General features: G+C 64.0%; 24 protein-coding genes and 1 tRNA gene. 18 read left to right on the top strand and 7 right to left on the bottom strand.

Going from position 1 to position 26306, the window contains the following annotated elements; genetic code table 11:
• Window position 1 precedes the first annotated feature (1 nt).
• From uvrA to OKW29_RS37505, 3 genes are all read left to right on the top strand, one after another.
• Window positions 2-2875 carry an excinuclease ABC subunit UvrA gene (gene uvrA / locus OKW29_RS37515; protein WP_429294462.1) on the top strand — a complete coding sequence of 958 codons (2874 nt, stop codon included), beginning with the start codon at window positions 2-4 and terminating at the stop codon, window positions 2873-2875.
• A gap of 34 nt (window positions 2876-2909) precedes the next feature.
• On the top strand, window positions 2910-3995 hold the full coding sequence (locus tag OKW29_RS37510) for an AI-2E family transporter (protein ID WP_429294461.1): 1086 nt from the start codon (window positions 2910-2912) through the stop codon (window positions 3993-3995).
• A 283-nt stretch (window positions 3996-4278) separates the two neighbouring features.
• Complete coding sequence (locus OKW29_RS37505; protein ID WP_429294460.1) at window positions 4279-5505, top strand: PepSY-associated TM helix domain-containing protein; 1227 nt, start codon at window positions 4279-4281, stop codon at window positions 5503-5505.
• A 58-nt stretch (window positions 5506-5563) separates the two neighbouring features.
• Here the strand turns inward: OKW29_RS37505 and purU are convergent, their stop codons facing one another.
• From purU to OKW29_RS37480, 5 genes are all read right to left on the bottom strand, one after another.
• Window positions 5564-6433 (bottom strand): formyltetrahydrofolate deformylase, encoded by an 870-nt coding sequence (gene purU / locus OKW29_RS37500; RefSeq protein ID WP_184067058.1) that lies wholly within the window; start codon window positions 6431-6433, stop codon window positions 5564-5566.
• A gap of 66 nt (window positions 6434-6499) precedes the next feature.
• Window positions 6500-7408: an NUDIX hydrolase gene (locus OKW29_RS37495; RefSeq protein ID WP_429294459.1), complete on the bottom strand. Its 909-nt coding sequence runs from the start codon at window positions 7406-7408 to the stop codon at window positions 6500-6502.
• Window positions 7409-7481: 73 nt separating this feature from the next.
• Window positions 7482-8096: a LysE family translocator gene (locus OKW29_RS37490; protein WP_429294458.1), complete on the bottom strand. Its 615-nt coding sequence runs from the start codon at window positions 8094-8096 to the stop codon at window positions 7482-7484.
• A 171-nt stretch (window positions 8097-8267) separates the two neighbouring features.
• Window positions 8268-8834 (bottom strand): adenine phosphoribosyltransferase, encoded by a 567-nt coding sequence (locus OKW29_RS37485; protein ID WP_184062472.1) that lies wholly within the window; start codon window positions 8832-8834, stop codon window positions 8268-8270.
• A gap of 81 nt (window positions 8835-8915) precedes the next feature.
• Entirely contained in the window at window positions 8916-10913 is a 1998-nt protein-coding gene (locus OKW29_RS37480) for a cation:proton antiporter (RefSeq protein ID WP_090802948.1), read from the bottom strand.
• Window positions 10914-11119: 206 nt separating this feature from the next.
• On the opposite strand from OKW29_RS37480, the gene kdsD reads away from it, so the two are divergent.
• The 11 genes from kdsD (at window position 11120) to OKW29_RS37425 (ending at window position 20565) form a co-directional block, all read left to right on the top strand.
• On the top strand, window positions 11120-12103 hold the full coding sequence (gene kdsD, locus OKW29_RS37475; RefSeq protein WP_090802947.1) for an arabinose 5-phosphate isomerase KdsD: 984 nt from the start codon (window positions 11120-11122) through the stop codon (window positions 12101-12103).
• Window positions 12103-12663 carry a KdsC family phosphatase gene (locus OKW29_RS37470; protein ID WP_429294457.1) on the top strand — a complete coding sequence of 187 codons (561 nt, stop codon included), beginning with the start codon at window positions 12103-12105 and terminating at the stop codon, window positions 12661-12663. The genes kdsD and OKW29_RS37470 overlap by 1 nt, the downstream gene beginning before the upstream one ends.
• A complete protein-coding gene (gene lptC / locus OKW29_RS37465; protein ID WP_018419357.1) occupies window positions 12660-13247 on the top strand; it encodes an LPS export ABC transporter periplasmic protein LptC in 588 nt (195 codons plus the stop codon). The genes OKW29_RS37470 and lptC overlap by 4 nt, the downstream gene beginning before the upstream one ends.
• A 39-nt stretch (window positions 13248-13286) precedes the next feature.
• A complete protein-coding gene (gene lptA / locus OKW29_RS37460) occupies window positions 13287-13958 on the top strand; it encodes a lipopolysaccharide transport periplasmic protein LptA (RefSeq protein ID WP_187619151.1) in 672 nt (223 codons plus the stop codon).
• Between the two features lie 17 nt (window positions 13959-13975).
• Complete coding sequence (lptB, locus tag OKW29_RS37455; protein WP_090805577.1) at window positions 13976-14752, top strand: LPS export ABC transporter ATP-binding protein; 777 nt, start codon at window positions 13976-13978, stop codon at window positions 14750-14752.
• Window positions 14753-14945: 193 nt separating this feature from the next.
• A complete protein-coding gene (locus OKW29_RS37450) occupies window positions 14946-16463 on the top strand; it encodes an RNA polymerase factor sigma-54 (RefSeq protein WP_184027267.1) in 1518 nt (505 codons plus the stop codon).
• Window positions 16464-16633: 170 nt separating this feature from the next.
• Complete coding sequence (gene hpf, locus OKW29_RS37445; RefSeq protein WP_027199628.1) at window positions 16634-16990, top strand: ribosome hibernation-promoting factor, HPF/YfiA family; 357 nt, start codon at window positions 16634-16636, stop codon at window positions 16988-16990.
• 343 nt (window positions 16991-17333) lie between these two features.
• On the top strand, window positions 17334-17849 hold the full coding sequence (locus tag OKW29_RS37440) for a PTS sugar transporter subunit IIA (RefSeq protein ID WP_184026940.1): 516 nt from the start codon (window positions 17334-17336) through the stop codon (window positions 17847-17849).
• An 80-nt stretch (window positions 17850-17929) separates the two neighbouring features.
• Window positions 17930-18898 carry an HPr(Ser) kinase/phosphatase gene (gene hprK / locus OKW29_RS37435; protein WP_008921706.1) on the top strand — a complete coding sequence of 323 codons (969 nt, stop codon included), beginning with the start codon at window positions 17930-17932 and terminating at the stop codon, window positions 18896-18898.
• A gap of 98 nt (window positions 18899-18996) precedes the next feature.
• A complete protein-coding gene (rapZ, locus tag OKW29_RS37430; RefSeq protein ID WP_041734268.1) occupies window positions 18997-19890 on the top strand; it encodes an RNase adapter RapZ in 894 nt (297 codons plus the stop codon).
• Window positions 19891-19929: 39 nt separating this feature from the next.
• On the top strand, window positions 19930-20565 hold the full coding sequence (locus OKW29_RS37425) for an LON peptidase substrate-binding domain-containing protein (protein WP_184067043.1): 636 nt from the start codon (window positions 19930-19932) through the stop codon (window positions 20563-20565).
• A gap of 68 nt (window positions 20566-20633) precedes the next feature.
• Here OKW29_RS37425 and mutY read toward each other — a convergent pair whose 3' ends face one another.
• The gene (gene mutY / locus OKW29_RS37420; RefSeq protein WP_429294456.1) at window positions 20634-21767 is read right to left on the bottom strand and encodes an A/G-specific adenine glycosylase; all 1134 of its coding nucleotides are present in this window, start codon (window positions 21765-21767) and stop codon (window positions 20634-20636) included.
• 7 nt (window positions 21768-21774) lie between these two features.
• Window positions 21775-22605 carry a bifunctional DNA-formamidopyrimidine glycosylase/DNA-(apurinic or apyrimidinic site) lyase gene (gene mutM / locus OKW29_RS37415; protein ID WP_184053933.1) on the bottom strand — a complete coding sequence of 277 codons (831 nt, stop codon included), beginning with the start codon at window positions 22603-22605 and terminating at the stop codon, window positions 21775-21777.
• An 87-nt stretch (window positions 22606-22692) separates the two neighbouring features.
• Here mutM and OKW29_RS37410 point away from each other — a divergent pair, with 87 nt between their 5' ends.
• From OKW29_RS37410 to OKW29_RS37395, 4 genes are all read left to right on the top strand, one after another.
• Window positions 22693-24534 carry a tetratricopeptide repeat protein gene (locus OKW29_RS37410; RefSeq protein WP_429294455.1) on the top strand — a complete coding sequence of 614 codons (1842 nt, stop codon included), beginning with the start codon at window positions 22693-22695 and terminating at the stop codon, window positions 24532-24534.
• Window positions 24534-25166 carry a lipoprotein insertase outer membrane protein LolB gene (gene lolB, locus OKW29_RS37405; protein ID WP_090802938.1) on the top strand — a complete coding sequence of 211 codons (633 nt, stop codon included), beginning with the start codon at window positions 24534-24536 and terminating at the stop codon, window positions 25164-25166. The genes OKW29_RS37410 and lolB overlap by 1 nt, the downstream gene beginning before the upstream one ends.
• Before the next feature lie 90 nt (window positions 25167-25256).
• The gene (gene ispE / locus OKW29_RS37400; RefSeq protein ID WP_184026918.1) at window positions 25257-26138 is read left to right on the top strand and encodes a 4-(cytidine 5'-diphospho)-2-C-methyl-D-erythritol kinase; all 882 of its coding nucleotides are present in this window, start codon (window positions 25257-25259) and stop codon (window positions 26136-26138) included.
• Window positions 26139-26190: 52 nt separating this feature from the next.
• Window positions 26191-26267: transfer RNA gene (locus tag OKW29_RS37395), tRNA-Gln, on the top strand.
• Window positions 26268-26306: the final 39 nt, after the last annotated feature.

Raw genomic sequence — 26306 nt, 5'->3', positions numbered from 1 at the left:
CGTGGAACAAATCCGTATTCGTGGGGCTCGCACCCACAACCTGAAGAACGTCAATCTCGACCTACCGCGTCACAAGCTCGTCGTTATCACGGGGCTTTCGGGCTCCGGCAAATCGTCGCTGGCGTTCGATACGCTGTATGCGGAAGGACAGCGGCGCTACGTCGAAAGTCTGTCCGCCTATGCGCGGCAGTTCCTGCAACTGATGGAAAAACCGGACGTCGACCTGATCGAAGGGTTGTCGCCGGCCATTTCGATCGAACAGAAGGCGACCTCGCACAATCCGCGCTCGACGGTCGGCACCGTCACCGAAATCCACGACTATCTGCGTCTGCTGTTCGCGCGCGTCGGCACGCCCTACTGCCCCGATCACGAGATTCCGCTCGAAGCGCAAAGCGTGTCGCAGATGGTCGACGCGGCGCTCGCGCTGCCCGAGGAAACGCGCGTGATGATCCTCGCGCCCGTCGTCAGCGATCGCAAGGGCGAGCACACGGATCTGTTCGAGGACATGCAGGCGCAAGGCTTCGTGCGCTTTCGCGTGCGCTCGGGCGGCGGCACCGCCAACGAAGGCACCGCGAAAATCTATGAAGTCGACTCTCTGCCGAAGCTGAAGAAAAACGACAAGCACACGATCGACGTCGTGATCGATCGTCTGCGCGTGCGCCCCGACATGAAGCAGCGCCTTGCCGAATCGTTCGAAACGGCGCTGCGTCTCGCCGACGGCCGCGCGATCGCGCTCGAAATGGATACGGACAAGGAGCACCTGTTCAGCTCGAAGTTCGCCTGCCCGATCTGCTCCTATTCGCTGCAGGAACTCGAGCCGCGCCTGTTCTCGTTCAACAACCCGATGGGCGCGTGCCCCGAATGCGACGGCCTCGGCCAGATTACGTTCTTCGATCCGAAGCGGGTGGTCGCGCATCCGTCGCTGTCGCTCGCGGCGGGCGCGGTGAAGGGCTGGGACCGGCGCAACCAGTTCTACTTCCAGATGCTGCAGAGCCTCGCGGCGTTCTACGACTTCGACATCGACACCGCGCTCGAGGACCTGCCGGAAAAAGTCCGCAAGATCCTGCTGTACGGTTCGGGCAAGCAGGAAATTCCGTTCTCGTACATCAACGAGCGCGGCCGCACGTCGGTGCGCGAGCACGTGTTCGAAGGGATCATCCCGAATCTGGAGCGGCGCTACCGCGAAACCGATTCGTCCGCGGTGCGCGAAGAACTCGCCAAATACCAGAACAACCAGCCATGCCCGGCGTGCGCGGGCACGCGGCTGCGTCGCGAGGCGCGCTTCGTGCGCATCGGCGCGGACAGCGACGCGCGCGGCATCTTCGAGATCAGCGGCTGGCCGTTGCGCGATGCGCTCGGCTACTTCCAGACCCTGCGTCTCGAAGGCTCGAAGCGCGAGATCGCCGACAAGGTCGTCAAGGAAATCGTCGCGCGTCTGATGTTCCTGAACAACGTCGGGCTCGATTACCTGTCGCTCGAACGCAGCGCCGAAACGCTGTCGGGCGGCGAAGCGCAGCGCATTCGCCTCGCTTCCCAGATCGGCTCGGGGCTGACCGGCGTGATGTACGTGCTCGACGAACCGTCGATCGGCCTGCATCAGCGCGACAACGACCGGCTGATCTCGACGCTCAAGCATCTGCGCGATCTCGGCAACTCGGTGATCGTCGTCGAGCACGACGAGGACATGATCCGCATGGCCGACTACGTGGTCGACATGGGCCCGGGCGCCGGCGAACACGGCGGCATGGTGATCGCCGAGGGCACGCCGAAAGAGGTGCAGAAGAACGCGGCGTCGCTGACGGGCCAATACATGTGCGGCGCGCGCACGATCGAATACCCCGACGAGCGCAAGGATCCCGACGAGCGGCGCCTGCGCATCGTCGAAGCGTACGGCAACAATCTGCACAACGTGACGCTCGATCTGCCGGTGGGTCTTTTGACCTGCGTGACCGGCGTGTCCGGCTCGGGCAAGTCGACGCTGATCAACGACACGCTGTATCACGCGGTCGCGCATCATCTGTACGGCTCGGCCACGGAGCCTGCGCCGTACGAGTCGATCGAGGGCCTCGAGCACTTCGACAAGGTGATCAACGTCGACCAGTCGCCGATCGGCCGCACGCCGCGCTCGAATCCGGCCACCTACACGGGCCTTTTCACGCCGATCCGCGAGCTGTTCGCGGGCGTGCCGGCCGCCAAGGAGCGCGGCTACGATCCGGGGCGCTTCTCGTTCAACGTGAAGGGCGGGCGCTGCGAATCGTGCCAGGGCGACGGCGTGCTGAAGGTCGAAATGCACTTCCTGCCCGACGTGTACGTGCCGTGCGACGTGTGCCACGGCAAGCGCTACAACCGCGAAACGCTCGATATCCAGTACAAAGGCAGCAACATCAGTGAAGTGCTCGACATGACGGTCGAACACGCGTACGAGTTCTTCAAGGCCGTGCCGGTCGTCGCGCGCAAGCTGAAAACCCTGCTGGACGTGGGTCTCGGCTATATTCGCCTGGGTCAGTCGGCCACCACGCTGTCGGGCGGCGAGGCGCAGCGTGTGAAACTGTCGCTGGAACTGAGCAAGCGTGATACCGGTCGCACGCTATACATCCTTGACGAACCGACTACCGGCCTGCACTTTCACGATATCGCGCAGTTGCTGGAAGTCATACACCGGTTGCGTGACCAGGGTAATACCGTCGTGATCATCGAACATAATCTCGATGTAATCAAAACTGCGGACTGGGTCATCGATCTCGGCCCCGAAGGCGGCGCCGGCGGCGGGCAGATCATCGCCCAGGGCACGCCCGAGCAGGTCGCGAAGTCGAAGGCCAGTTTTACCGGCAAATATCTGGCGCCGCTGCTCAAGCGCGCCGCCACCACAAAGTAACGCTGCACTACCGAGGTTGGAGACGGGATAAGCCATGACCAAGCGTATTCAGGCGCGCGAAGAAGATCGGGTGCAGGACCTGCACCCGCGCCCGGTCAGGCTGACCAGCGACATGAGTCTGCCGAAGCTGTCGGCGGTCGAGATCGGCAGCTACGTGGTGATGCTGTTCGGCATGTGGGCGGTGATCGAACTGAAGCTGCTCGGCGCGCTGCTCGCCGGGCTGCTGGTGTTTCAGCTCGTGCATACGATCGCGCCGCGCATCGAGCGTCACATGTCGAGCAAGCGGGCGCGCTGGCTCGCGGTGGTGATTCTGTCGACGCTGATCGTCGGCGGGCTGACGGGACTCACGCTCGGCATCATCTCGCATTTCGAGAACGACGTGCCGAGCGTGCAGGCTCTGCTCGATCAGGCCATGCAACTGATCGACCAGGCGCGCGGCAGAATTCCGCAATTCGTCGCGAACTCTCTGCCGGTCGACACCGAGCAGATGAAAACGAAGGCCGCCGAACTGATGCACACGCACGCGAACATGCTGCAGCAAAGCGGCACGACCGTGGCGCGCGCGTTCACGCACGTGCTGATCGGCATGATCATCGGCGCGATCATCGCGGTCGGCGCGCAGAAGCATATCCAGCGACTGCCGCTGTCCACCGCGTTCGTCACGCGCGTCACGCGGTTTGCCGACGCGTTTCGCCGCATCGTGTTCGCGCAGGTGAAAATCTCCGCGCTCAACGCGGTATTCACGGCGATCTTCCTGCTCGTGATCCTGCCGGTTTTCCATGACCGGCTGCCGCTGTCGAAGACGCTCGTGCTCGTCACCTTCATCGTGGGTCTGCTGCCGGTGATCGGCAATCTGATCTCGAACACGATCATCGTCGCAGTCGCGCTGTCGGTGAGTTTTCCGGCGGCGATCATGTCACTTGTGTTCCTGATCCTGATTCACAAGCTCGAGTACTTCCTGAACGCGCGGATCGTCGGCGGGCAGATCGAGGCGCGCGCGTGGGAGCTGCTAATCGCGATGCTGGTGATGGAAGCGGCGTTCGGTCTCGCCGGGGTCATCGCGGCGCCGATTTTTTATGCGTACATCAAGCGGGAGCTCATTTATTTGCGGTTGGTGTGAGTTGGGCTGGGTCGAGTAGCAAAAGTCAGCACTCACTGGCGCTCTGCAGCACACGCGGCAGTCCACGCAGGCGACGAAAGCGCAAGCGGCACTTCGGTGCCGCTTTTTTTGCTTCCCGCGACCCTGCACCGTCGCCTCTTGCTGACAGAAAACTTGCAGCCGACCGCGCCAACCCCTAAGATGCGAACAATTCCTATTTACACCCAGTCCGCATCGTGACGTTTCACCTGATCTCCCACCCACGTCTCCGCCTGGGTCCCTGTTGCGCGTTGCCGGCTCGCGCATGAGACGCCAGCTTGTCCGCCTGCACCGCTGGTTCGGCGTCGCGACCGCACTGTTTCTGTTCGTCGCGGGCCTGACGGGCGCAATCATCGCGTGGGACCACGAGCTCGATGCCGCGCTGAACCCGTCGTTTTACCAGGCTCGCACGGCCGGGCCGACGCTGTCCGGCCTCGAACTGGCGAATCGCGTCGAAGCCGCCGATCCGCGTCTTCGGGTGACCTATCTGCCGCTCGCGGTCGAAGCGGGCCACACGCTGCAGATGATGGTGCTGCCGCGCACCGATCCGGCGACGAAGCAGCCCTATCCGCTCGTTTTCAATCAGATCGCCGTCGATCCCGTCACCGGCGAGATCCAGGGACGCCGCGAGTGGGGCGCCGTGTCGCTCGCGCCACACAACCTGATTCCGTTCATCTACAAGCTGCACTACACGCTGCAGTTGCCGTTTACTGGCGGTGTCGACTTTGGCACTTGGCTGATGGGGATCGTCGGCATCGTATGGCTCTTTGACTGCGTGATTGCGCTGTGCCTGTCGTTTCCGAGCCTGAAGGCCTGGCGCAAGTCGTTCACGCTCCGCCTGAAACGCGGCGGCTATGCGTTGACGTTCGATCTGCACCGCTCCGGCGGCGTATGGATGTGGGGCCTGCTGGCGATCGTCGCGCTGACGTCGATTTCGATGAATCTGTCGTCCCAGGTGGTGCGGCCGATCGTGTCACGACTGTCGACGCTGACACTCGATCCGTTCAGCGACCCAGAAATCCTGCGCGCGCCGCAACCCGGCGATCAGGTGCTGAGCCGCGAGCGCATCGTCGAACTCGCCGGGCAGGCCGGCAAGGAAATGCATGTCGCCGCGCCGCCGGGCGGCCTCTACTACGCCGAATTCATGCTTGCGTATGGCGTCGGCTTCTACACGCCCGGCAACGACCACGGCGACGCCGGCCTCGGCAACCCGTGGATGTATTGGGACGCCGCCACCGGCAAGCGGCTCGCCGCGCGGATTCCCGGCCAAGGCACGGCCGGCGACATCTTCCTGCAGGTGCAGTTTCCGCTGCACTCGGGGCGCATCCTCGGTCTCGGGGGGCGGATTCTGATCAGCGCGGTGGGGGTGGCGGTGGCCGTGCTGAGCGTCACGGGCCTGCTGATCTGGCTGAAGAAGCTGAACGCGCGCCGTCGTTCCGCGCAAAACGCGAATCTCGCGAGAAGCACGGGCGGCGCGGCAGCGCGTTCGTAACACGAGCAGGTAAAGGACCGCGCCGACCTCGACCGGCGCAGTGTTACTGGCGCGACTCCTAGCGGAACACCACCGTCTTGCTGCCGTTCAGCACGACGCGATGCTCCACGTGCCACTTCACCGCGCGCGCGAGCGTGACGCACTCGACGTCGCGGCCGATCGCCGTCAGTTGTTCCGGCGTCATGCTGTGGTCCACGCGCTCGACTTCCTGCTCGATGATCGGACCTTCGTCGAGATCGGTCGTCACATAGTGGGCGGTTGCGCCGATCAGCTTCACGCCGCGGTCGAACGCCTGGTAATACGGCTTCGCGCCCTTGAAGCTCGGCAGGAACGAGTGGTGGATGTTGATCGCGCGGCCGGCGAGCGCCTCGCACAGGTTCGGCGACAGGATCTGCATGTAGCGCGCGAGCACCACGAGGTCGGCCTGATGCTCGTTGATCACTTCGAGCACGCGCGCTTCCTGCGCGGTTTTCGCTTCGGGCGTGCCGCCGAGCAGCGGGAAATGGTGGAACGGGATGTCGTAGCTCGCGGCGAGCTGGTAGAACTCCTTGTGGTTCGAGATGATCGCCGGGATGTCGATGTTCAACTGACCGGTGCGGTAGCGGAACAGTAGATCGTTCAGGCAGTGGCCGATCTTCGACACCATGATCACGACGCGCGGCTTCACGTTCGCGTCGTGCAATTCCCAGCTCATGCCGAACTGCTCGGCGAGTGTCACGAACGACGCGCGCAGCGCGTCAAGCCCCGGATCGCCGCCCACCTGCTGAAAATGCACGCGCATGAAGAACTCGCCGGTGCGGCTGTCGCCGAACTGCGCGGAGTCGAGAATATTGCTGCCCCGCTCGAACAGAAAGCCCGACACGGCGTGAACGATGCCGGGCCGGTCGGCGCACGACAGTTTGAGGATAAAGCTGTGATCGGTCGACATGACCTCGGTGACTCCCTTCTTCAATGCGTGGTTTGTTTCAGTGGGTACTGGCTGCAAGGGCCCAAGCTAGCCCAGCGCCGGCGGCGCGAACAGCGCGTCGATGCCCTCGCACGCGTCCTCGTCGATCCAGCGGCGGCGCAGCAGGCAATCGAGCGTCGCGAGGCTGGCATCGACGGTCAGCGCGCCTTCCTCGATCCAGCGCGCGACTTCGTCGATGCGCGCGAGCCGGTGTTCGCCCACTTCGCCGTCCTGGTTGCGCGGCGCGAAGTCGGCGGGCAGCGCGAGATCGTAGATGAAAATCTGCTCGGCCTGCGTGCCTTCCGGCAGCGATTGCAGCACGTGCGCGGTGCGGCCCGCGACCGCGCTCGCCGCGATCTGCGCCGGAATGCCCGCTTCTTCCCAGCATTCCTTGACGATCGTCTCGGCGATGCCGAAGCCCCAGCCGATCCCGCCTGCGACGACGTTGTCGAGCATGCCGGGGTCGGTCGCCTTGGTATCGCTGCGGCGCGCGATCCACAATTGCGGTGCGCCACGCGGCGCTCCGCCAAAGGGCGCCCCGCCAAAGGGCGCTCCGCCAAAGGGCGCCCCGCCATCCGCATATTCTACGACGCCGTTCAGATGCACCGCGTAGGTCATCGTGCCGAAGAAGCGCGACGCCGCGCGCTCGATATACGCGAGCGGCGGCGCGTCGAACGCATTGCGGATCGCGTAGGTTTCGTTGCGCCAGCCGGGGATGCGACCATCGGCGGCGAGCGCGCCGATCACGGAAGCGAGCGCCGCGCTGCGGAGATCGACGGTATCGAACGTGGCGGAGAGCGTCACGCCGTCGTTCGCCATCTCGAACACGTCGGGCCAGCGCGCGAGCAGCGGCAGGTCGCGCTCGCGAATCCACCCGACCTGTTCGGCGCCGATCAGAAACGGCCGATGCGCGTTCGCGTCGAAGCGGCGCGCGGCGGTGATGCAAGGCAAAGTCATCGGAAAACTCCAAACTGTCCGCCGTGGTGGCGAACCGGGGCAAAGCAGAAGCGGGCGGATTGCGTGACGACTGTCAGTCGCGCAAGGCGACGCGAATCCCGATCGCGATGAACGTCGCGCCGGCCACGCGATCGAGCCACAGGCCCACGCGCGGCCGCCGTCTGAGCCAGCCGCCGATGATCCCCGCGCACACGCCGAATAGCGAAAACACCACGACGGTCTGCAGCATGAACAGCGCGCCGAGCTCCAGCATCTGCACGGTGACGCTCTGCGCGCCGTCCGGCTGCACGAACTGCGGCAGAAACACGACGAAGAACAGCGTGACCTTCGGATTCATCAGATTGCCGAGCACGCTCTGGCGAAACACCGTCGAAAGCGGCTGCGGCGCACGCTCGTGCGCGGTCGCGAGGCCCTGGCTGCGCAGCGCCTTGATGCCGATCCACACCAGATACGCGGCGCCGGCGAGCTTGATCGCCTCGAACGCGAGCGGCGACGAGCGCAGCAGCGCGGCGACGCCGAGCGCCGCGAGTGTCGTATGAAACGCGATGCCGGCGGCAAAGCCGAGCGCGGCGACCAGGCCGGCCGCGCGGCCCTGCGAGATGCCGCGCGCGAGCACCTGCAGATTGTCCGGGCCGGGCGCCACGGTGATCGCAATCGAGGTGGCAAGAAACAGCAGGAAGTTGGGCATCGTGGTGCCTTCTGGTTGGGCGACTGGTGAACCCTGATGGGTGAGCCATATCGTTGAGCCCGGTTGGTTTTGCCCGGCCAACGGGGCTTGTGCGGCTCATGCGACTTTAGCCGCTGGTACGGCGGGAAACGCTACCGCGCGTCACGGCACGCGCCGTGACTACCTCCCGGTTCAATGACCGTCGAAACTCGTCACGGTATAGAGCGCAAGACCGCCCTCGCCCAGCAGCTTCGAGCCGCCCAGCTCCGGCAGATCGACGATCGCCGCGCCTTCCACGACGACCGCGCCGAGCCGCTCGAGCAGCAGTTTGCCGGCCATCATCGTGCCGCCGGTCGCGATCAGATCGTCGATGATCACGACGCGGTCGCCCGGCTCGCACGCATCCTCGTGAATCTCGACGGTCGCGGTACCGTACTCCAGTTCATACGATTGCGAGATCCGCTTGTACGGCAGCTTGCCCGCCTTGCGAATCGGGATGAAGCCAACGCTCAACTCATGGGCGACGATCGGCCCGATGATGAAGCCGCGCGCATCGAGCCCGGCAATGTAGTCGAGCTTCGCGTCGATATAGCGCTGCACGAACAGGTCGATCAGCACACGCAGCGACTTCGGCTCGCGCAGCAGCGGCGTGATGTCGCGGAACTGCACGCCCGGCTGCGGCCAGTCGGGCACCGTGCGAATGTGACTTCTGATGTAGTCGGCCGCATCGAGCGGCGCGCTCGCGAGCGCCTTGGACATGATGTCTCCGGATGGACCTCGACAGGTCCGGTGAAAGGCTTGAATCAGGGTCGCCCGCCAGAACGGGCCGGGCTCACGGGTTCAGGCCGCAGCGGCGCGGCGATGCTTCGACAGCCGCTCCTCGGCTTGCGCCAGTTGTTCGGGCAGACCGCGCAGCACCACGATGTCGCTCGCGCGCAGTTTCGTCGACGGGTCCGGTTCGACGCCGCGGATGCCGTGCCGGCGGATCGCGGTCACTTCGACACCGAGTTCGTACAGGCCCACCTCGGCGAGCGTACGGCCCACCGCGTCGGCACTCTCGTCGACCGGCACCGATTGTAGCCGCACCTGCTCGTGGCCGTCGTCGTCGTCGATGTCGTCGGCGCCGTGGAAATAGCCGCGCAACAGCGAATAGCGTTCGTCGCGCATCTCCTCGACGCGCCGCACCACGCGCCGCATCGGCACACCCATCACGACGAGCGTATGCGACGCGAGCATCAGGCTGCCCTCGACGATCTCCGGAATCACCTCCGTCGCGCCGGCGGCGAGCAGTTTCTCCAGATCGGCATCGTCGACGGTGCGCACGATGACCGGCAGGGTCGGCTCCATCTCGTGAATGTTGTGCAGCACGCGCAGTGCCGACGGCGTGTTCGCGTAGGTGATCGCGATCGCGGCCGCGCGATGCAGGCCGGCGGCCAGCAGCGACTCGCGCCGCCCCGCGTCGCCGAACACGACCGATTCGCCGGCTGCCGCGGCCGCCGCGACACGGTCGGGATCGAGATCGAGCGCGACATACGAGAGCCCTTCATGCTCGAGCATGCGTGCGAGGTTCTGCCCGGCGCGGCCGTAGCCGCAGATGATTACGTGGCCGCTCTGCTTCAGGCTTTGCGTGGCGATGCGCGTCATCTGCAACGACTGCATCATCCATTCGGTCGACGACAGCCGCAGCACGACACGGTCCGCGTTCTGGATCATGAACGGCGCGGCGAGCATCGACAGCAGCATCGCGGCGAGAATCGCCTGCAACAGCGTCGCGTCGACGAGATGTCGGTCGAGAATCAGGTTCAGCAGCACGAAGCCGAACTCGCCCGCCTGTGCGAGACCGATACCGGTACGCATCGCGACGCCCGGCGTCGCGCCGAAGAGCCGCGCAAGGCCGGTGATCATGACCAATTTCAGCAGCACCGGGCCGAGGAAAAAGGCCAGCACGACGAGCGGATGCTCCCAGATCACGCGCGGATTGAGCAACATGCCGGTGGTCACGAAGAAGAGCCCGAGCAGCACGTCGCGAAACGGCTTGATGTCCTCTTCGACCTGATGCCGATACGGCGTCTCGGCGATCAGCATGCCGGCGATGAACGCGCCGAGCGCGAGCGACAGCCCGAATTTGTCGGTGATGAACGCGGCGCCGAGCGTCACCAGCAGCAGATTGAGGACGAACAGCTCCTGCGAGCGGCGCCGCGCGACCACGTTGAACCAGCGCGTCATGAAGCGCTGCCCGACGATCAGCAGCAGCGCGAGGGCCACGACGATCTTGATCGCCGCGACGCCGAGCGCGCTGACCAGATTCTCCGAGCGGCCGCCGAGCGCCGAAATGATGATCAACAGCGGCACCACCGCGAGATCCTGAAACAGCAGCACGCCGAAGATATTACGGCCGTGCTCGGTTTCGATTTCGAGCCGCTCCGCGAGCATCTTGCTGACGATTGCCGTCGACGACATCGCCAGCGCGCCGCCCAGCGCGACGCTCGCCTGCCACGTGATATGCACCCAACGCTCGAGCACGAAGCCGAGCGACACGGCCACCGCGACCGTGCCGATCACCTGCAGCAAGCCGAGTCCGAACACGAGCCGGCGCATCGTGCGCAGCTTGGCGAGCGAAAACTCGAGCCCGATCGAGAACATCAGGAACACGACGCCGAATTCCGCGAGATTCTGCGCTCCCGCCGAATCGGGAATCAGCCCGAACGCATGCGGCCCGACGACGATGCCGACCGTCAGGTAGCCGAGCATCGGCGGCAGATTCAGGAAGCGAAAGATCACCACGCCCGCCACCGATGCCAGCAGCAGAAACAGCGTCATTTCGAGCGGGGAAATCATCGGCAAAAACGCATGGGTGAAGCGTCCTCGTTCGTCAGCGGAACCGCGCACGAGAACGCCGTGCGAGATGATTGATTGGGCCGGCAAAAAAGCTGCAAACAGGCGGCAAAGCAGCTGAAAAAGGGATTGTCGACAGGCCGATGCAGACAGCGGCTCGGCACAGCAGGCCCGGCGCGGCGAACAGGCGCCTTTGCTATACTCCGCGAATGATAGCGAAAATCAATGGCGACAGGGCACTCACGCTTGCTCGCGACGTACTCGACATCGAAGCGGACGCCGTGCGCGCGCTTCGCGACCAGCTCGACGGCAGTTTCGTCGGCGCGGTCGATTTCATCCTGGGTTGCCGTGGACGCGTGGTCGTCTCCGGCATCGGTAAATCCGGCCACGTGGCCCGCAAGCTTGCGGCCACGCTGGCAAGCACCGGCACACCCGCGTTCTTCGTGCATCCGGCGGAAGCAAGCCACGGCGACCTCGGCATGGTCACCGCCGACGACGTATTTCTCGCGCTGTCCAATTCGGGCGAAACCGAGGAGCTGATGGCGATCCTGCCGCTCATCAAGCGGATCGGCGCGAAGCTGATCGCGATGACGGGCCGTCCTGGCTCAAGCCTCGCGCAACTCGCGGATGTGCATCTGAATTCCGGCGTCGCGAAGGAAGCCTGTCCGATGAATCTCGCGCCCACCGCCAGCACCACCGCCGCGCTCGCCCTCGGCGATGCGCTCGCGGTCGCGGTGCTCGACGCGCGCGGCTTCGGCCGCGACGACTTCGCGCGCTCGCATCCGGGCGGCGCGCTCGGCCGACGCCTGCTCACCTACGTGCGCGACGTCATGCGCACCGGCGACCAGTTGCCGCAGGTCACCCCCGAGGCAACCGTTAGCGATGCCCTCTTCCAACTGACCGCGAAGCGCATGGGCATGACCTCGGTCGTCGACCGCGAGGGCCGTGTGACGGGCATCTTCACCGATGGCGACCTGCGCCGCGTGCTCGAACGCGACGGCGATTTCCGCCAGCTGCCGATCGCCTCGGTGATGACCGCGGGCCCGCGCACGATCGGGCCGGATCATCTCGCGGTCGAAGCCGTGGAACTGATGGAGCGTTATCGTATCAATCAGATGCTGGTCGTCGACGAAACGGGCAAGCTGATCGGCGCGCTCAACATGCACGACCTGTTTTCGAAGAAGGTGATCTGATGGCCGCTGCTCCCCCTACCGCTACCGAACGCGCAAGCCGCGTGAAGCTGATGATTTTCGACGTCGACGGCGTACTGACCGACGGCGGCCTGCTGTTCACGGCGGAAGGCGACACGATGAAAGGCTTCAACTCGATGGACGGCCACGGCATGAAGCTGCTGCGCCAGGCCGGCATCGAAACGGCGCTCATCACCGGGCGCAAGTCCGGCATCGTGGCCGCGCGGGCGAAAGAAATGAACATCGCGCATGTCTACCAGGGCGTGCAGGACAAGCCACAGGCGTTCGCCGACCTGCTGCGGCAAACCGGCCTCACCGCCGAGGACTGCGGCTACATGGGCGACGACTGGGTCGATCTCGCGGTGATGCTGCGCGTCGGCTTCGCGGCCGCGCCGGCCAATTCGCATCCCGAAGTGATCGCGCGCGCCCACTGGGTCAGCGAGGCGCGCGGCGGTTACGGCGCGGCGCGCGAAGTGTGCGACACGCTGCTGCGTGCCCAGCACAAATATGAAGCGCTGCTCGCGGCGGCGTGCAGCGGCGAGCAACGGGGCCTCGTGGGATGAACCAGTTTCGCCTGACTTCGCTGATCCCGCTCATCGCGATGGCGGCGCTCGCCGGCATCACGTGGTGGCTGCTGCAAGCCACGTTGCCGCGCAAGACCGACGACGAGGTGCGCCCGAAGGAACACACGCCGGACTACTTCGCCGACAACTTTTCGGTGTCCGAGCTCGACCAGTCAGGCGCGACGCAGTACCGGCTGACCGCGCAGTCGCTGGTCCATTACGAGGACGACGAAATGAGCGACCTCGTCAAGCCGGCGATGCGTGCGTTCCAGCCCGGCAAGCCGATCGTCACCGCGACCGGCGACACGGGCACGGTCAACGCGGATGCGTCGATCGTCAATCTGTACCAGAACGCGCGCATCCTGCGCGCGCCCGGCGGCGGCGATCCGCAGATGCAGGCCGATTCCGAGCATTTCAGGGTCCTCGTCAACGACGATGTGATCGAGACTGAAAAGCCAGTTAAACTTCAGCGCGGCATGTCCGTGATGACTGCCAGCGGCATGAAATACAACAATGTCACCCGGTTTATGCAACTGTTCGGCAATGTAAGAGGCGCAATCGCCGCGTCCGATTCCGGCCACTAAGCCAACGCATACCGGGTAATCCATTCCAGGCGTGACTGCATGAACGAATCGCACCCCCGTTTTGATACCGGCCGTTCGCGCGCGCTGTCCGCGTGCCGCGCCGCACTTGCTGCGCTCGTCGTCGCGCTGCCGCTCGTCGGCTTCGCGCCGCTTGCGCACGCGGACCGCGCCGACAAAGACAAGCCGCTTAACATCGAAGCGGACAACATGACTTACGACGACCTGCGGCAGGTCAGCATCTTCACCGGCCACGTGGTGGCCACCAAAGGGACGATCCTGATCAAGGCCGATCGCGTCGAAGTGTCGCAAGACCCGCAGGGCTACCAATTCGCGACCGGCACCTCGAGCGGCGGCAATCTGTCGTATTTCCGCCAGAAGCGCGAAGGGCTCGACGAATACATCGAGGGTACGGCCATCCGTATCGACTACGACGGCAAGCAGGATCTGACCACGCTGACCACCAACGCGACGGTGCGCCGCCTGCAGGGCATGACGACGCTGCTCGACCAGGTGCACGGCAGCGTGATCACCTACGACGGCCAGAACGACTTCTACACCGCGAAGGCAGGCAAGGACGTCGCAGGTCCGGGCAACCCGACCGGCCGCGTGCGCGCGATGCTGTCGCCGCGCAACGCCGGCGCCGCGCCGCTGACCGGCGCGTCGGCCACGCTCACGCCGTCCAACTCGATCCAGGGAGCGCCGAACCAGTGAGCACCATGAGCAGCACCATCGCGCCCCTCCCCCATCGGAAGCCGGCCGGCACCAGCAGTTCGCTGGTCGTGCGCAATCTGAAGAAGCGCTATGGCTCGCGCACGGTCGTCAAGGACGTGTCGCTCGACGTGAAGAGCGGCGAAGTGGTCGGCCTGCTCGGCCCGAACGGCGCCGGCAAGACCACGTCGTTCTACATGATCGTCGGCCTCGTGCCGCTCGACGCCGGCGAAATCGATCTGGACGGTAAGTCGATCAGCCTGCTGCCCATTCACAAACGCGCATCGCTCGGCCTGTCATATCTGCCGCAGGAAGCGTCGGTGTTCCGTAAGTTGAGCGTCGAGCAGAATATTCGCGCGGTGCTGGAATTGCAGCACGACGAAAACGGCAAGCGCCTCGGCAAAGACGTGATCACGTCACGCACCGAAGCGCTGCTCGACGAGCTTCAGATCGCGCATCTGCGTGAAAATCCGGCGCTGTCGCTGTCGGGCGGCGAGCGTCGTCGGGTTGAAATTGCGCGCGCGCTGGCAACCAATCCGAGCTTCATTCTGCTCGACGAACCGTTCGCCGGCGTCGACCCGATCGCGGTGCTGGAAATCCAGAAAATCGTCAAGTTCTTGAAGCAGCGCAATATTGGCGTCCTGATCACCGACCACAACGTGCGCGAAACGCTAGGTATCTGCGATCACGCGTACATCATCAGCGACGGCAGCGTGCTGGCCGCCGGCGCGCCTAGCGACATCATCGAAAACGAAAGCGTGCGGCGCGTCTATCTGGGCGAGCACTTCCGCATGTAAGCACACACGGCGTCCCCGGCCACGCGAGCGCGCGCGGCCGGCCGCGGCGCCATTTTTTGCGGCACCGCACATTCGTTGTCAGGCGGCGCAGGGTGGCGCCGTGCGGCGCGCCAAATTGGGCGTACCCAAAAATTGCGAGTGCCGCAAGGTATCGCGGTCGTGGCAAACTCTCTACAATGAATCTCAACTTGCCATGAAAGCCAGCCTCCAACTCCGCCTATCGCAGCATCTTGCGCTCACGCCGCAACTGCAACAGTCCATCCGGCTGCTTCAGTTGTCGACGCTCGAACTGCAGCAAGAAGTCGCCATGGCGATCTCGCAGAATCCTCTCCTTGAAAACGAAGACGAGTGGATCGCGAGCCCGTTGCGGGTGGCAGCCGACGGTACCGTGATCGCCCAGACACCGGGCTCCTCGGCGCCGGCCGATCCGATGGCCGGCAACGGTTCGGCATCGTCCGAGGGCAACGGCGAGCGAGCCGAAAGCGGCGAGCCGCAGGGTGTCGACGAATACAATGGCCTTTCGGGCGACGGCGGCGGTGATACCTCGCAGTGGAACCTGGACGACTACGGCCGCTCCGGCAACGCGTCGGACGACGACGACCTGCCCCCGCTCCAAATCCACGAATCGAGCACGTCGCTGCGCGACCACCTGATGGCGCAACTGCGCGTCACCCAGGCGAGCCAGCGCGACCGCGCGCTCATCACGTTCCTGATCGAATCGCTAGACGACGACGGCTATCTCGCCGCCACGCTCGAAGAAGTGCTGGCCGACCTGCCCGAAGAACTCGAAGTCGACGTCGACGAACTGAACGCCGCGCTTGCGCTGCTGCATAGCTTCGACCCATCGGGTGTCGGCGCGCGCTCCGCGTCCGAATGTCTGAAGCTGCAGTTGCTGCGGCTCGAGCCATCGCCCACGCGCACGCTTGCGCTAGACATTGTCAGCCATTACCTGGAACTGCTCGCCGCGCGCGATTTCACGCGGCTGCGCAAGCACCTTAAGGCCAGCGACGACGATCTGCGCGACGCGCATGTGCTGATCCGCTCGCTCGAACCATTTCCGGGCGCGGCCTACGGCAAGGCCGAAGCGGACTACGTGGTGCCCGACATCATGGTGCGCAAAACGGCACAGGGCTGGCTGGCGGAGCTGAATCCCGAGGTAGTGCCGAAGCTGCGGATTAACCATCTATACGCGAATATTCTGCGCAATAACCGCGGCGATCCGGGCAGTGGTTCGTTGCGCCAGCAACTGCAGGAAGCACGCTGGCTGATCAAAAATATCCAGCAGCGTTTCGAGACGATCCTGCGGGTTGCGCAGGCAATTGTCGAGCGTCAAAAGAGCTTTTTTGTGCACGGCGAAATTGCCATGCGCCCCTTGGTTTTGCGGGAAATAGCTGATACGCTGGGCCTACACGAGTCGACTGTCTCGCGTGTGACAACCGGCAAATACATGCTGACCCCATTCGGGACGCTGGAATTCAAGTACTTTTTCGGCTCACACGTTTCGACGGACACCGGCGGCGCGGCCTCCTCCACGGCCATTCGCGCGCTGATCAAACAACTGATAGGAGCGGAAAACCCGAAATCGCCACTTTCAGACAGTCGCATAGCCGAACTGCTGGCGGAACAGGGCTTCGTGGTCGCACGGCGTACCGTTGCGAAATACCGTGAGGCGCTCAAAATCCCGGCAGTCAACCTGCGCAAGTCTCTGTAGCCCGCCGCGTTTTGCAGCGGGCATTTACCGGCCGCTCCGCACCTGGCGGACAGGCCGGCCGCTGCGACCTGCCAGATGTCCGTCACCGGGGGGCGACACAGGCAAGCCGTCAGATCGACCGGACCTTTGTCATTGTGCGGACCAAGCGGCCATTAGCTTGGAGAAGCACTATGAATCTCAAGATCAGTGGACACCACCTCGAAGTAACGCCTGCGTTGCGCGAATACGTGATCACCAAACTGGACAGGGTGCTAAGACATTTCGATCAGGTCATCGACGGCAGTGTGGTCCTCTCGGTCGACAACCATAAGGAAAAGGACAAGCGTCAAAAGGTGGAAATCAACCTCCATCTGAAGGGTAAGGATATCTTCGTCGAGAGTTGTGACAGCGATTTGTACGCTGCAATCGATCTGATGATCGACAAGCTCGACAGGCAGGTGATACGCCACAAGGATCGTCTGCAAGGCCATCAGCACGAAGCGATCAAGTATCAGCCGGCGCCGCAACTGGACGTGCCGCCGCAATAGGAGAAATTAGAGGAAATTCCTCAATTCCCTTGAACTCGTCGAGCCGCCCGCGACCGGGCGGTTTTTCGTTTCAGCGCCCCCGGTTCCCGCTCACCGGCGGTGCGTCTCGCCGAGGCCGACCCCAACCATTCCCGCAGAGGTTTGCGCAGCGCGACACGCGCCGCGGCGCAAGCGCTGAAAAACCTGATATGCATAGATGGCGCGCCGCACCATCGGCCGTCACCCTGTTCTATAATGTTCCAGTTACCATCGGGGTCAAGCCAGCTCTGATGAACTACGGCCGATCGAAATCTAACGCTTTTGCGATCGACTCTGACCGTCCGTCTTCGCCAGCATCGAACGAATGGAACGTCACTCAACCGCCCCGGTGGGGAGAACTCAGGCCACGTTTTCGCCTGTCAAAATGAATCGTTTAGCCAAATTTCTTCCCCTCGAGAACGTCGTCATCGGACTATCGGTCACCAGCAAGAAACGCGTGTTCGAGCAAGCGGGCCTGATCTTCGAGAACCAGAACGGCATCGCCCGCAGTACCGTCACAGACAATCTTTTTGCGCGAGAACGACTCGGCTCGACCGGGCTCGGCGAAGGCGTCGCGATCCCGCATGGGCGGATCAAGGGCCTCAAGCAGCCGCTCGCCGCATTCGTCAGACTCGCCGAACCGATCCCCTTCGAAGCGCCGGACGGCCAGCCGGTCTCGCTGCTGATCTTCCTGCTCGTCCCCGAACAGGCCACTCAACAGCACCTCGAAATTCTCTCCGAGATCGCGCAATTGCTGTCCGATCGCGACGCCCGCGAGCGGCTGCACACTGAAGAAGAACGCGAATCGTTGCATCGCCTGCTTACTCAGTGGCAACCTTGATGCAACGGCGGCGGTAGTTCATACGCGCCCGCACACGCAGCAAAGACCCGGCAAGCGGCTCACACTGGAGTCACTGACTCATGGATACGTCCAGCATCAACGCCCAAAGCATTTTCGACGACAACGCCGCCATGCTGAAGCTCAGCTGGCTCACGGGGCATGAAGGCTGGGAGCGCGGCTTTTCTTCGGAATCGGTCGCCAATGCCACGTCGAGCGCCGACCTCGTCGGCCACCTGAACCTGATCCACCCCAACCGGATCCAGGTGCTCGGCGACGCTGAAATCGACTACTACAAACGTCAGACCGACGAAGACCGCTCGCGCCACATGGCCGAGTTGATCGCGCTGGAGCCGCCGTTTCTCGTCGTCGCGGGCGGAGTCGCGGCGCCGCCGGAGCTGGTGCTGCGCTGCACGCGCTCGTCGACGCCGCTGTTCACGACGCCGACCTCGGCGGCCGCGGTGATCGATAGTCTGCGTCTTTACATGTCGCGCATTCTCGCGCCGCGCGCGACGCTGCACGGCGTGTTTCTCGACATCCTCGGCATGGGCGTGTTGCTGACCGGCGACTCGGGCCTCGGCAAGAGCGAGCTCGGCCTCGAACTGATTAGCCGAGGCCACGGTCTCGTCGCCGACGACGCTGTCGACTTCGTGCGCCTCGGCCCGGACTTCGTCGAAGGACGCTGTCCGCCGCTGCTGCAGAACCTGCTCGAAGTTCGCGGCCTCGGTCTGCTCGACATCAAGACGATCTTCGGTGAAACGGCGGTGCGCCGCAAAATGAAACTGAAGCTGATCGTGCAACTGGTGCGCCGCCCCGACGGCGAATTCCAGCGGCTGCCGCTGGAAAGCCAGACCGTCGACGTGCTCGGCCTACCGATCAGCAAGGTGACGATCCAGGTGGCCGCCGGCCGCAACCTCGCGGTGCTGGTCGAAGCCGCCGTGCGCAACACGATTCTGCAGCTGCGCGGTATCGACACGCTGCGCGATTTCATGGATCGGCAACGTCTCGCCATGCAGGATCCCGATAGCCAGTTTCCCGGCAAGCTGATCTGAAGCCCGCCACAGCGCCATGAAGCGCCCGCAGAAGGCAGGCCGCGGGCACGCGCATGGAGGCCAGATGCTATGATGAAATCTACGCTTTCGACGACTCCATGCGCATAATCCTGATCACCGGTATCTCCGGCTCCGGCAAATCGGTTGCCCTGAACGCGCTCGAAGACGCGGGTTATTACTGCGTCGATAATCTGCCGCCGCGTTTCCTGCAGCAACTCGCCACCTACCTCGCCGCGGACGGCCAGGATCGTCTCGCGGTCGCGATCGACGCGCGCTCCGGTTCGTCGCTCGACGAAATGCCCGCAATGATCCGCGACCTCAAGCGCTCGCACGACGTGCGCGTGCTGTTCCTGAGCGCGAGCACGCAGTCGCTGATTCAACGCTTTTCCGAAACGCGTCGCCGCCATCCGCTGTCCGGCTCGCCCGCGCACGACGCGGACGTTGGCCTGCTCACGTCGCTCGCCGAAGCGATCGAACGCGAGCGCGAACTGGTCGCGGGACTTGCCGAATTCGGCCATCAGATCGACACGAGCAATCTGCGCGCGAACGTGCTGCGCGCATGGGTCAAGCGCTTCATCGAACAGGAGGACGCGGGGCTCGTGCTGATGTTCGAGTCGTTCGGCTTCAAGCGCGGCGTACCGCTCGACGCGGATTTCGTATTCGACGTACGCACGCTGCCGAACCCATACTACGATCATGAATTGAGGCCGCTCACCGGCCTCGACAAACCGGTCATGGATTTTCTCGATGCGCAGCCGGTCGTCCACGAGATGATCGACGACATCGAGAAGTATCTGTCCAAGTGGCTGCCGCATTTCCGCGACGACAATCGCAGCTACCTGACCGTCGCAATCGGTTGCACGGGCGGCCAGCACCGCTCGGTATTTATCGCGGAGACGCTTGCCGCGCGTCTCGCAACATCGGCGAATGTGATTGTGCGGCACCGCGATGCGCCGGTCGACGTCGGCGAATCATCGAAGCTGGTGGCTTAACCGGCCGCATCGCGCGGCCTTAACCCGAAGCGTTGCGCCATGTCCTCTACGCCTACTGTGTACGCCGATTTGCCGCTGTTTCCGCTGCATACGGTGCTATTTCCCGATGGCTTGCTGCCGCTCAAAATCTTCGAAGCGCGCTACCTCGACATGGCGCGCGACTGTCTGCGCGAAAAAACACCGTTCGGCGTTTGCATGCTGAAAAGCGGCGCCGAAGTCGCGCGCGAGGAAGAACCTTCGGTACCCGAAACGATCGGCTGTCTCGCCGAAATCGACGAGTGCGACGTCGAAGCATTCGGCATGCTGCTGATTCGCGCGCGCGGCACGACGCGCTTTCGTCTGTTATCGCATCGCGTCGAAGCGAGCGGTCTGCTGGTCGGCATGGCCGAGCCGCTCGCCGATGATCTCCCGCTCGAGGGCAATGAGCTATTGGCCAAATTCGGCGCGTGCGCGGAAGTGCTCGAGCGGATTATCGCAACGATCCGCGAACGCGATCCGGACAGCCTACCGTTCGCCGAGCCGTTCCGGCTCGACGATCCGTCGTGGGTGTCGAACCGTCTCGCCGAGGTGCTGCCAATCGCGTTGCGCGCACGGCAAAAGCTGATGGAATTAACCGATGCCGGCGCGCGCATCGACGTCGTGCATCACTACATGCAACAGCATCAGTTGCTGTGAAATCCTGAAGTCGTGAAGGCTGCCGCGCCGGACTCAAGTCGCCCGCTCAGCACCTCCGATCCATTCCGCTAGAGCAACGAACCATGCAGCCTGGCGAGCAGCTTGCGCACCGGCGCCGGCACGCCGAACGAATCCAGATCGCTGAGCGCAACCCATGCGGTGTCCGCATCGTTGAGCGCGGCCAGGGCGCCGACACGGCGATCGAACTCCGCAAGCCGCGGTTCGATATCGAGCTTGAAATGCGTGAATACGTGTGAGAACGACGCGAGCGCGGACACTTCGCCGTCGCCGCCGAACGCGCGCGCCCGCTCGGCCAGCGATGCTTCGTCGGCAGCTTCGGGCAGACTCCACAGACCACCCCAGATGCCCGACGGCGGACGCCGTTCGAGCATTACCGCATTGCCGTCGCGCAGCAGCAGCATCCACGTACGGCGTGTCGGCACCGCTTTCTTCGGGCGCGCGGTCGGCAATTCACGTTGACGTCCGGTGACGTTGGCAACGCAGTCCGGCGCGAACGGACAGCGCGAGCAATCGGGTTTGCCGCGCACGCACAATGTCGCGCCGAGATCCATCAAGCCCTGCGTGTACCCGCTGACCTCCGCGTTCGACGCATTCGACGGCAGCAGTGACTCCGCGAGCGTCCACATTGCGTTCTCGACTTTCTTCTCGCCCGGAAAGCCTTCAACGCCGAATACGCGCGCGAGCACGCGCTTCACGTTGCCGTCGAGAATCGTCGCGCGCGCGCCGAACGCGAACGACGCGATCGCCGCGGCCGTCGAGCGGCCAATGCCGGGCAACTCGGCGAGCTCATCGACCGACGCGGGAAACGCGCCGCCATGCAGCTCGACGACGACCTGCGCGCAGCGATGCAGATTGCGCGCGCGCGTGTAGTAGCCGAGGCCGGCCCACAGCGCCATCACGTCATCGGACGGCGCGGCGGCGAGCGCGGCGACATCCGGGAAACGCGCGAGAAATTTCGCATAGTACGGAATCACCGTCGACACCTGGGTCTGCTGCAGCATGATTTCGGACAGCCAGATGCGATACGGATCGCGCGTGTTCTGCCACGGCAGATCGTGGCGGCCGTGCTGGCGCTGCCACGCGATCAGCCGCGCGGAAAACTCGGGCATCGGCGCAAACGCGGGCGTGGTGTCGGACGCGCTGGAGCGCGCGCCGGTCGTTGGGGTCAGGCGGGAAGGCATCGAGAATCTAGCGCTGGCAAGTGGGACAGAAGTACGTGGAGCGTTGCCCCTGCACGATCTGTTTGATTGGCGTTCCACACACGCGGCATGGCAGGCCCGCGCGATCATAGACGAAGTAGTCGAGCTGAAAATAGCCGCTTTCGCCGTCGCTGCCGACGAAATCGCGCAGCGTGCTGCCGCCCTTGTCGATCGCGGCGGCGAGCGTCACGCGCACGGCATCGGCCAGCAGTTCATAACGCACGAGCGACACGCGGCCCGCCGCGGTGGTCGGCCGGATGCCCGCGCGAAACAGACTCTCCGACGCGTAGATATTGCCCACGCCGACCACTATGTCCCCCGCCAGCAGCGCCTGCTTCACCGACACCTTGCGCCCGCGCGTCACCCGATGCATCAGCGCGCCCGAAAAAGCCGGCGAGAAAGGCTCGACGCCAAGGCTCGCGAGCAGCGGATGTTCGAGGATGTCGCCTGCTTCGCGCGGATGCCATAGCACCGCGCCGAAGCGGCGGGGATCACGATAGCGCAGGATAAAGTCGTCGAAGATCCAGTCGACATGATCGTGCTTCGCCGCGGCAGGCGGATGCGGCACATGACGCAGAACGCGCAACGTGCCCGTCATGCCGAGGTGGACGATGAACCACCCAGCGTCGATTTCGAACAGCAAATACTTGCCGCGTCGCTCGACTTTGCGCACCACGTGGCCGCGCAAGGTTTTCGCAAGGTCGGCCGGAATTGGCCAGCGCAGCGCGGCCGTCCGCACGTCGACGCGCTCAACCTTGCGCCCGGACACATACGGTTCGATCCCCCGTCGGGTAACCTCGACTTCTGGCAACTCTGGCATGGCTGATTGGTCTGCTACTTGCGTGAGTGGTTGTGCGCGTATTGTAGCGAGCGCGTTACAATCGACTGAAACATTGAACGGATTTCCATGAACGTGTCCTTCGTGAAGCTGCTATCAAAGCGCCGCGCGCGCGTGTCCAACGTGCCGCTCGCCGTGTCCGCTCGCCGGATGCTCGGTGCGGCCGCGCTCGGATTGTGGGCGCTGGCCGCCGTGCCCGCGCATGCGCAGGACCCGTCGCCGGATTCCGACGACACGTCGGTCACGATGCCGGACCCGCTGGGTCCGGCAACACCTGAAGACGAAAAGTCGCTGCCCGGCGTGCCGCTGTCGAGCCAGATCGTCTTCCAGGTGCTGGCCGCCGAGATCGCGCTGCAGCGCGACCAGCCGGCACCGGCCTATCAGACCTACCTCGCGCTCGCGCGCGACACTCACGACCCGCGCATGGCGCAACGCGCCACCGAAATAGCGCTGGCGGCGCAGAGCCCGTCGGACGCGCTCGCCGCCGCGCAACTGTGGCAACAGTACGCGCCGAGTTCGGAACGCGCCGCCCAGCTCGACGCGTCGCTGCTCGTGCTGTCTGGCAAGCCCGACGATGCGTCGCCGATCCTGTCGCAAGAACTGGCGAAGGTACCCGAGGAAAATCGCGGCAGCGCGGTCCTCGCGCTGCAACTGCTGTTGTCGCGCGGCCCGAACCGCGTCGGTGGCCTGCACGTGTTGCAGGACCTGCTGAAGAACGACATGAACCGGCCGGAGGCGCAACTGGCCCTCGCGCGTCAGCAGCTGCTGGCCGACGACGCGCCGGGCGCGCACAAGTCGCTCGAGCAGGCGCTCACGATCAAGCCCGACTATCTGCCGGCGGCGTTGATGCTGTCGCAAATGGGTCCGGAGGAGCGCAAGGAAGGCATCGCGTCGCTCGAAAAGTACGTGCAGCAGAATCCGAAATCGCATGACGCACGGCTCGCGCTGGCGCAGATGTATCTTGCCAGCGACCGTCTCGACGACGCGCAGAAGCAGTTCGAACTCATGCGCAAGGCAAACCCCAACGACTTGACACCGTTAATGGCGCTCGCGCTGATCAAGATCCAGCAGAAGAATCTCCCCGAAGCGCAGACGTATCTGATGCAGTACGCGCAGCAGGCCGAGAAGACGCCGGGTGTCGATGCGGGCCAGGCCTACATCTACCTCGCGCAGCTAGCGCTCGAACAGAAGAATGAGGCGGCCGCGAGCGACTGGCTCAACAAGATCTCGCCAGCGAGTCAACAATACCTGGCCGCGCAGATTACCGGCGCGCAACTGCTCGCGAAACAGGGCAAGACCGAGGAGGCGCGCCAGTTGCTCTCCAACTTGCAGACCTCCGATCCGCGTGATGTGGCGCTGATCGCGCGCACCGATGCGGCGATCCTGTTCGACGCGAAGCGCTACGCGGAGGCCGAAGCGCGTCTGCAGCAAGCCACGGCGAACTTTCCCGACGACCCCGACCTCACCTACGACTACGCGATGGCCGCCGAGAAAACCGGCCATTACGACATCATGGAAGCGCAGCTGCGCAAGCTGATCCAGACGCAGCCGGACAATCCGCAGGCGTATAACGCGCTCGGCTATTCGCTCGCAGATCGCAACCAGCGCCTGCCAGAGGCGGACAAGCTGGTCGAGAAGGCCTCGGCGCTCGCACCGGACGATGCGTTCATCATGGACAGCGTCGGCTGGGTCAAGTACCGGATGGGTAACACGGCCGATGCGATCAAGCTGCTGCGCAAGGCATACAGCCTCCAGCCGAACGCGGAAATCGGCGCGCACCTCGGCGAAGTGCTGTGGAAGGCCGGCGAGCAGGAACAGGCGCGCGCCGCGTTTCGCGAGGCTCGCAAGCTCGAACCCGACAACGAGACTCTCGTCAAAACGTTGCAACGTCTTCAGGTAAACAATCTTTGATGCGTCTTTCCCGTTTGATTTCTTTTTCCAGGGCGCCTCGCGGCAGCGCGGTTGGTTTCGCGGCGGCGGCGGTTGTCGCGCTGGCCGGCTGCGCGTCGGTGAAGCCGCAGGGGCCGTCCACGTCGAACGCCGCCACCGAAGTCACCGCGCAGACGAGCCGCTCGTATCAGGGCCGCTTCGCGATCCAATACAACGATCAGAACGGCCAGCAGCGCAACGCTTACGGCAATTTCTCGTGGCAGGAAACGGGCGACACCGTCACGCTGCAGTTGCGCAATCCGCTCGGCCAGACGCTGGCCATCGTGACTTCGTCACCGGCTTCGGCCACGCTCGAATTGCCGAACCGCCAGCCGCTCACCGCAGATAACGTGTCGACGCTGATGCAGAACGCGCTCGGCTTCACGCTGCCGGTCGAAGGGTTGCGCTACTGGCTGCAACCGTCGCCGGCGCCGACTTCGCGCGCGAAGACCGAGAAGGATCCGGAGCAACCGTCGCGCCTGAAGCAGATCACCCAGGACGGCTGGACGATCGACTATGTGGCCTATGCCGATGCACCAGCCACCGGCGTGAAGCGCCTCAATCTGAGCCGCTCGGAGCCGCCACTCGACATCAAGCTCGTGCTGGATCAGTGAGTCGTTTCTTGCTGGGCCTTTTGTCCCAGCATCCGCTCACGTGACCTTGCTACCCGTTTGGCGCCACCGTGGCGCATGTAGCCTTCACTCATGATCGAAACAACCAATTCGCTGCGCGACTGTCTCGCGCCAGCGAAACTCAATCTCTTCCTGCACATCACCGGCCGTCGGCCGGATGGTTATCACACGCTGCAGACGGTCTTCCAGTTGCTTGACTGGGGCGACACGCTGCACTTCACGCGACGCGACGACGGTCTCATCACGCGCCGCACCGAAATCGCCGACGTGCCACCCGAGCATGACCTGACCGTACGCGCCGCGACGTTGCTGAAGGTACATACGGGCTCCCGCGAAGGCGTCGATATCGAAATCGACAAGCGCCTGCCGATGGGCGCGGGCCTCGGCGGCGGCAGTTCCGATGCGGCGACGACGCTGCTCGCGCTCAATCGCCTGTGGAAGCTCGATCTGCCACGTCAGGAGTTGCAGGATCTTGCGTTGAAACTCGGCGCGGACGTGCCTTTCTTCGTATTTGGAAAAAATGCGTTTGCAGAGGGTGTCGGAGAATCATTGGACGTTGTACAATTGCCGCCGCGTCACTTCCTGGTAGTGACGCCGAGGGTGCAGGTTCCGACTGCAGCGATTTTTTCCGAAAAAGCGTTGACAAGAGATACAAAGCCCCTCATAATTACGGACTTTCCCGCAGAACTCAGCTGCAACACTGAGTGGCCAGAAAGCTTCGGCCGGAATGACATGCAGCAGGTTGTCGTAGGAAAGCACGCGGAAGTAGCGCAAGTGTTGCGGTGGTTTGAAAGCATCGCGCCAGCGCGGATGTCCGGATCGGGTGCCAGTGTTTTTGCAGCGTTCCGTAGCAAAGCTGAAGCAGAAGCGGCGCAAGCCAAACTGCCCGGCGAGTGGAACAGTGCAGTAGCAGCGGGCTTGGATCAGCATCCACTCTTTGCTTTCGCGTCATAAGTTTTGCATCGTCGAACGAAACTCCACGTTCGGCGGAGCTCAAAGTTAGTGTAGGGGAGTCGCCAAGCTGGTTAAGGCACCGGATTTTGATTCCGGCATGCAAAGGTTCGAATCCTTTCTCCCCTGCCAAAAATTCTCGTAGTTCGCTGTAGTTCGCATTTCTCCCGC

It is taken from the genome of Paraburkholderia sp. CI3 (assembly GCF_050436505.1).
GTDB classification, from domain to species: Bacteria; Pseudomonadota; Gammaproteobacteria; order Burkholderiales; family Burkholderiaceae; genus Paraburkholderia; species Paraburkholderia tuberum.
This window is presented reverse-complemented; position numbering and strand designations above follow the sequence as displayed.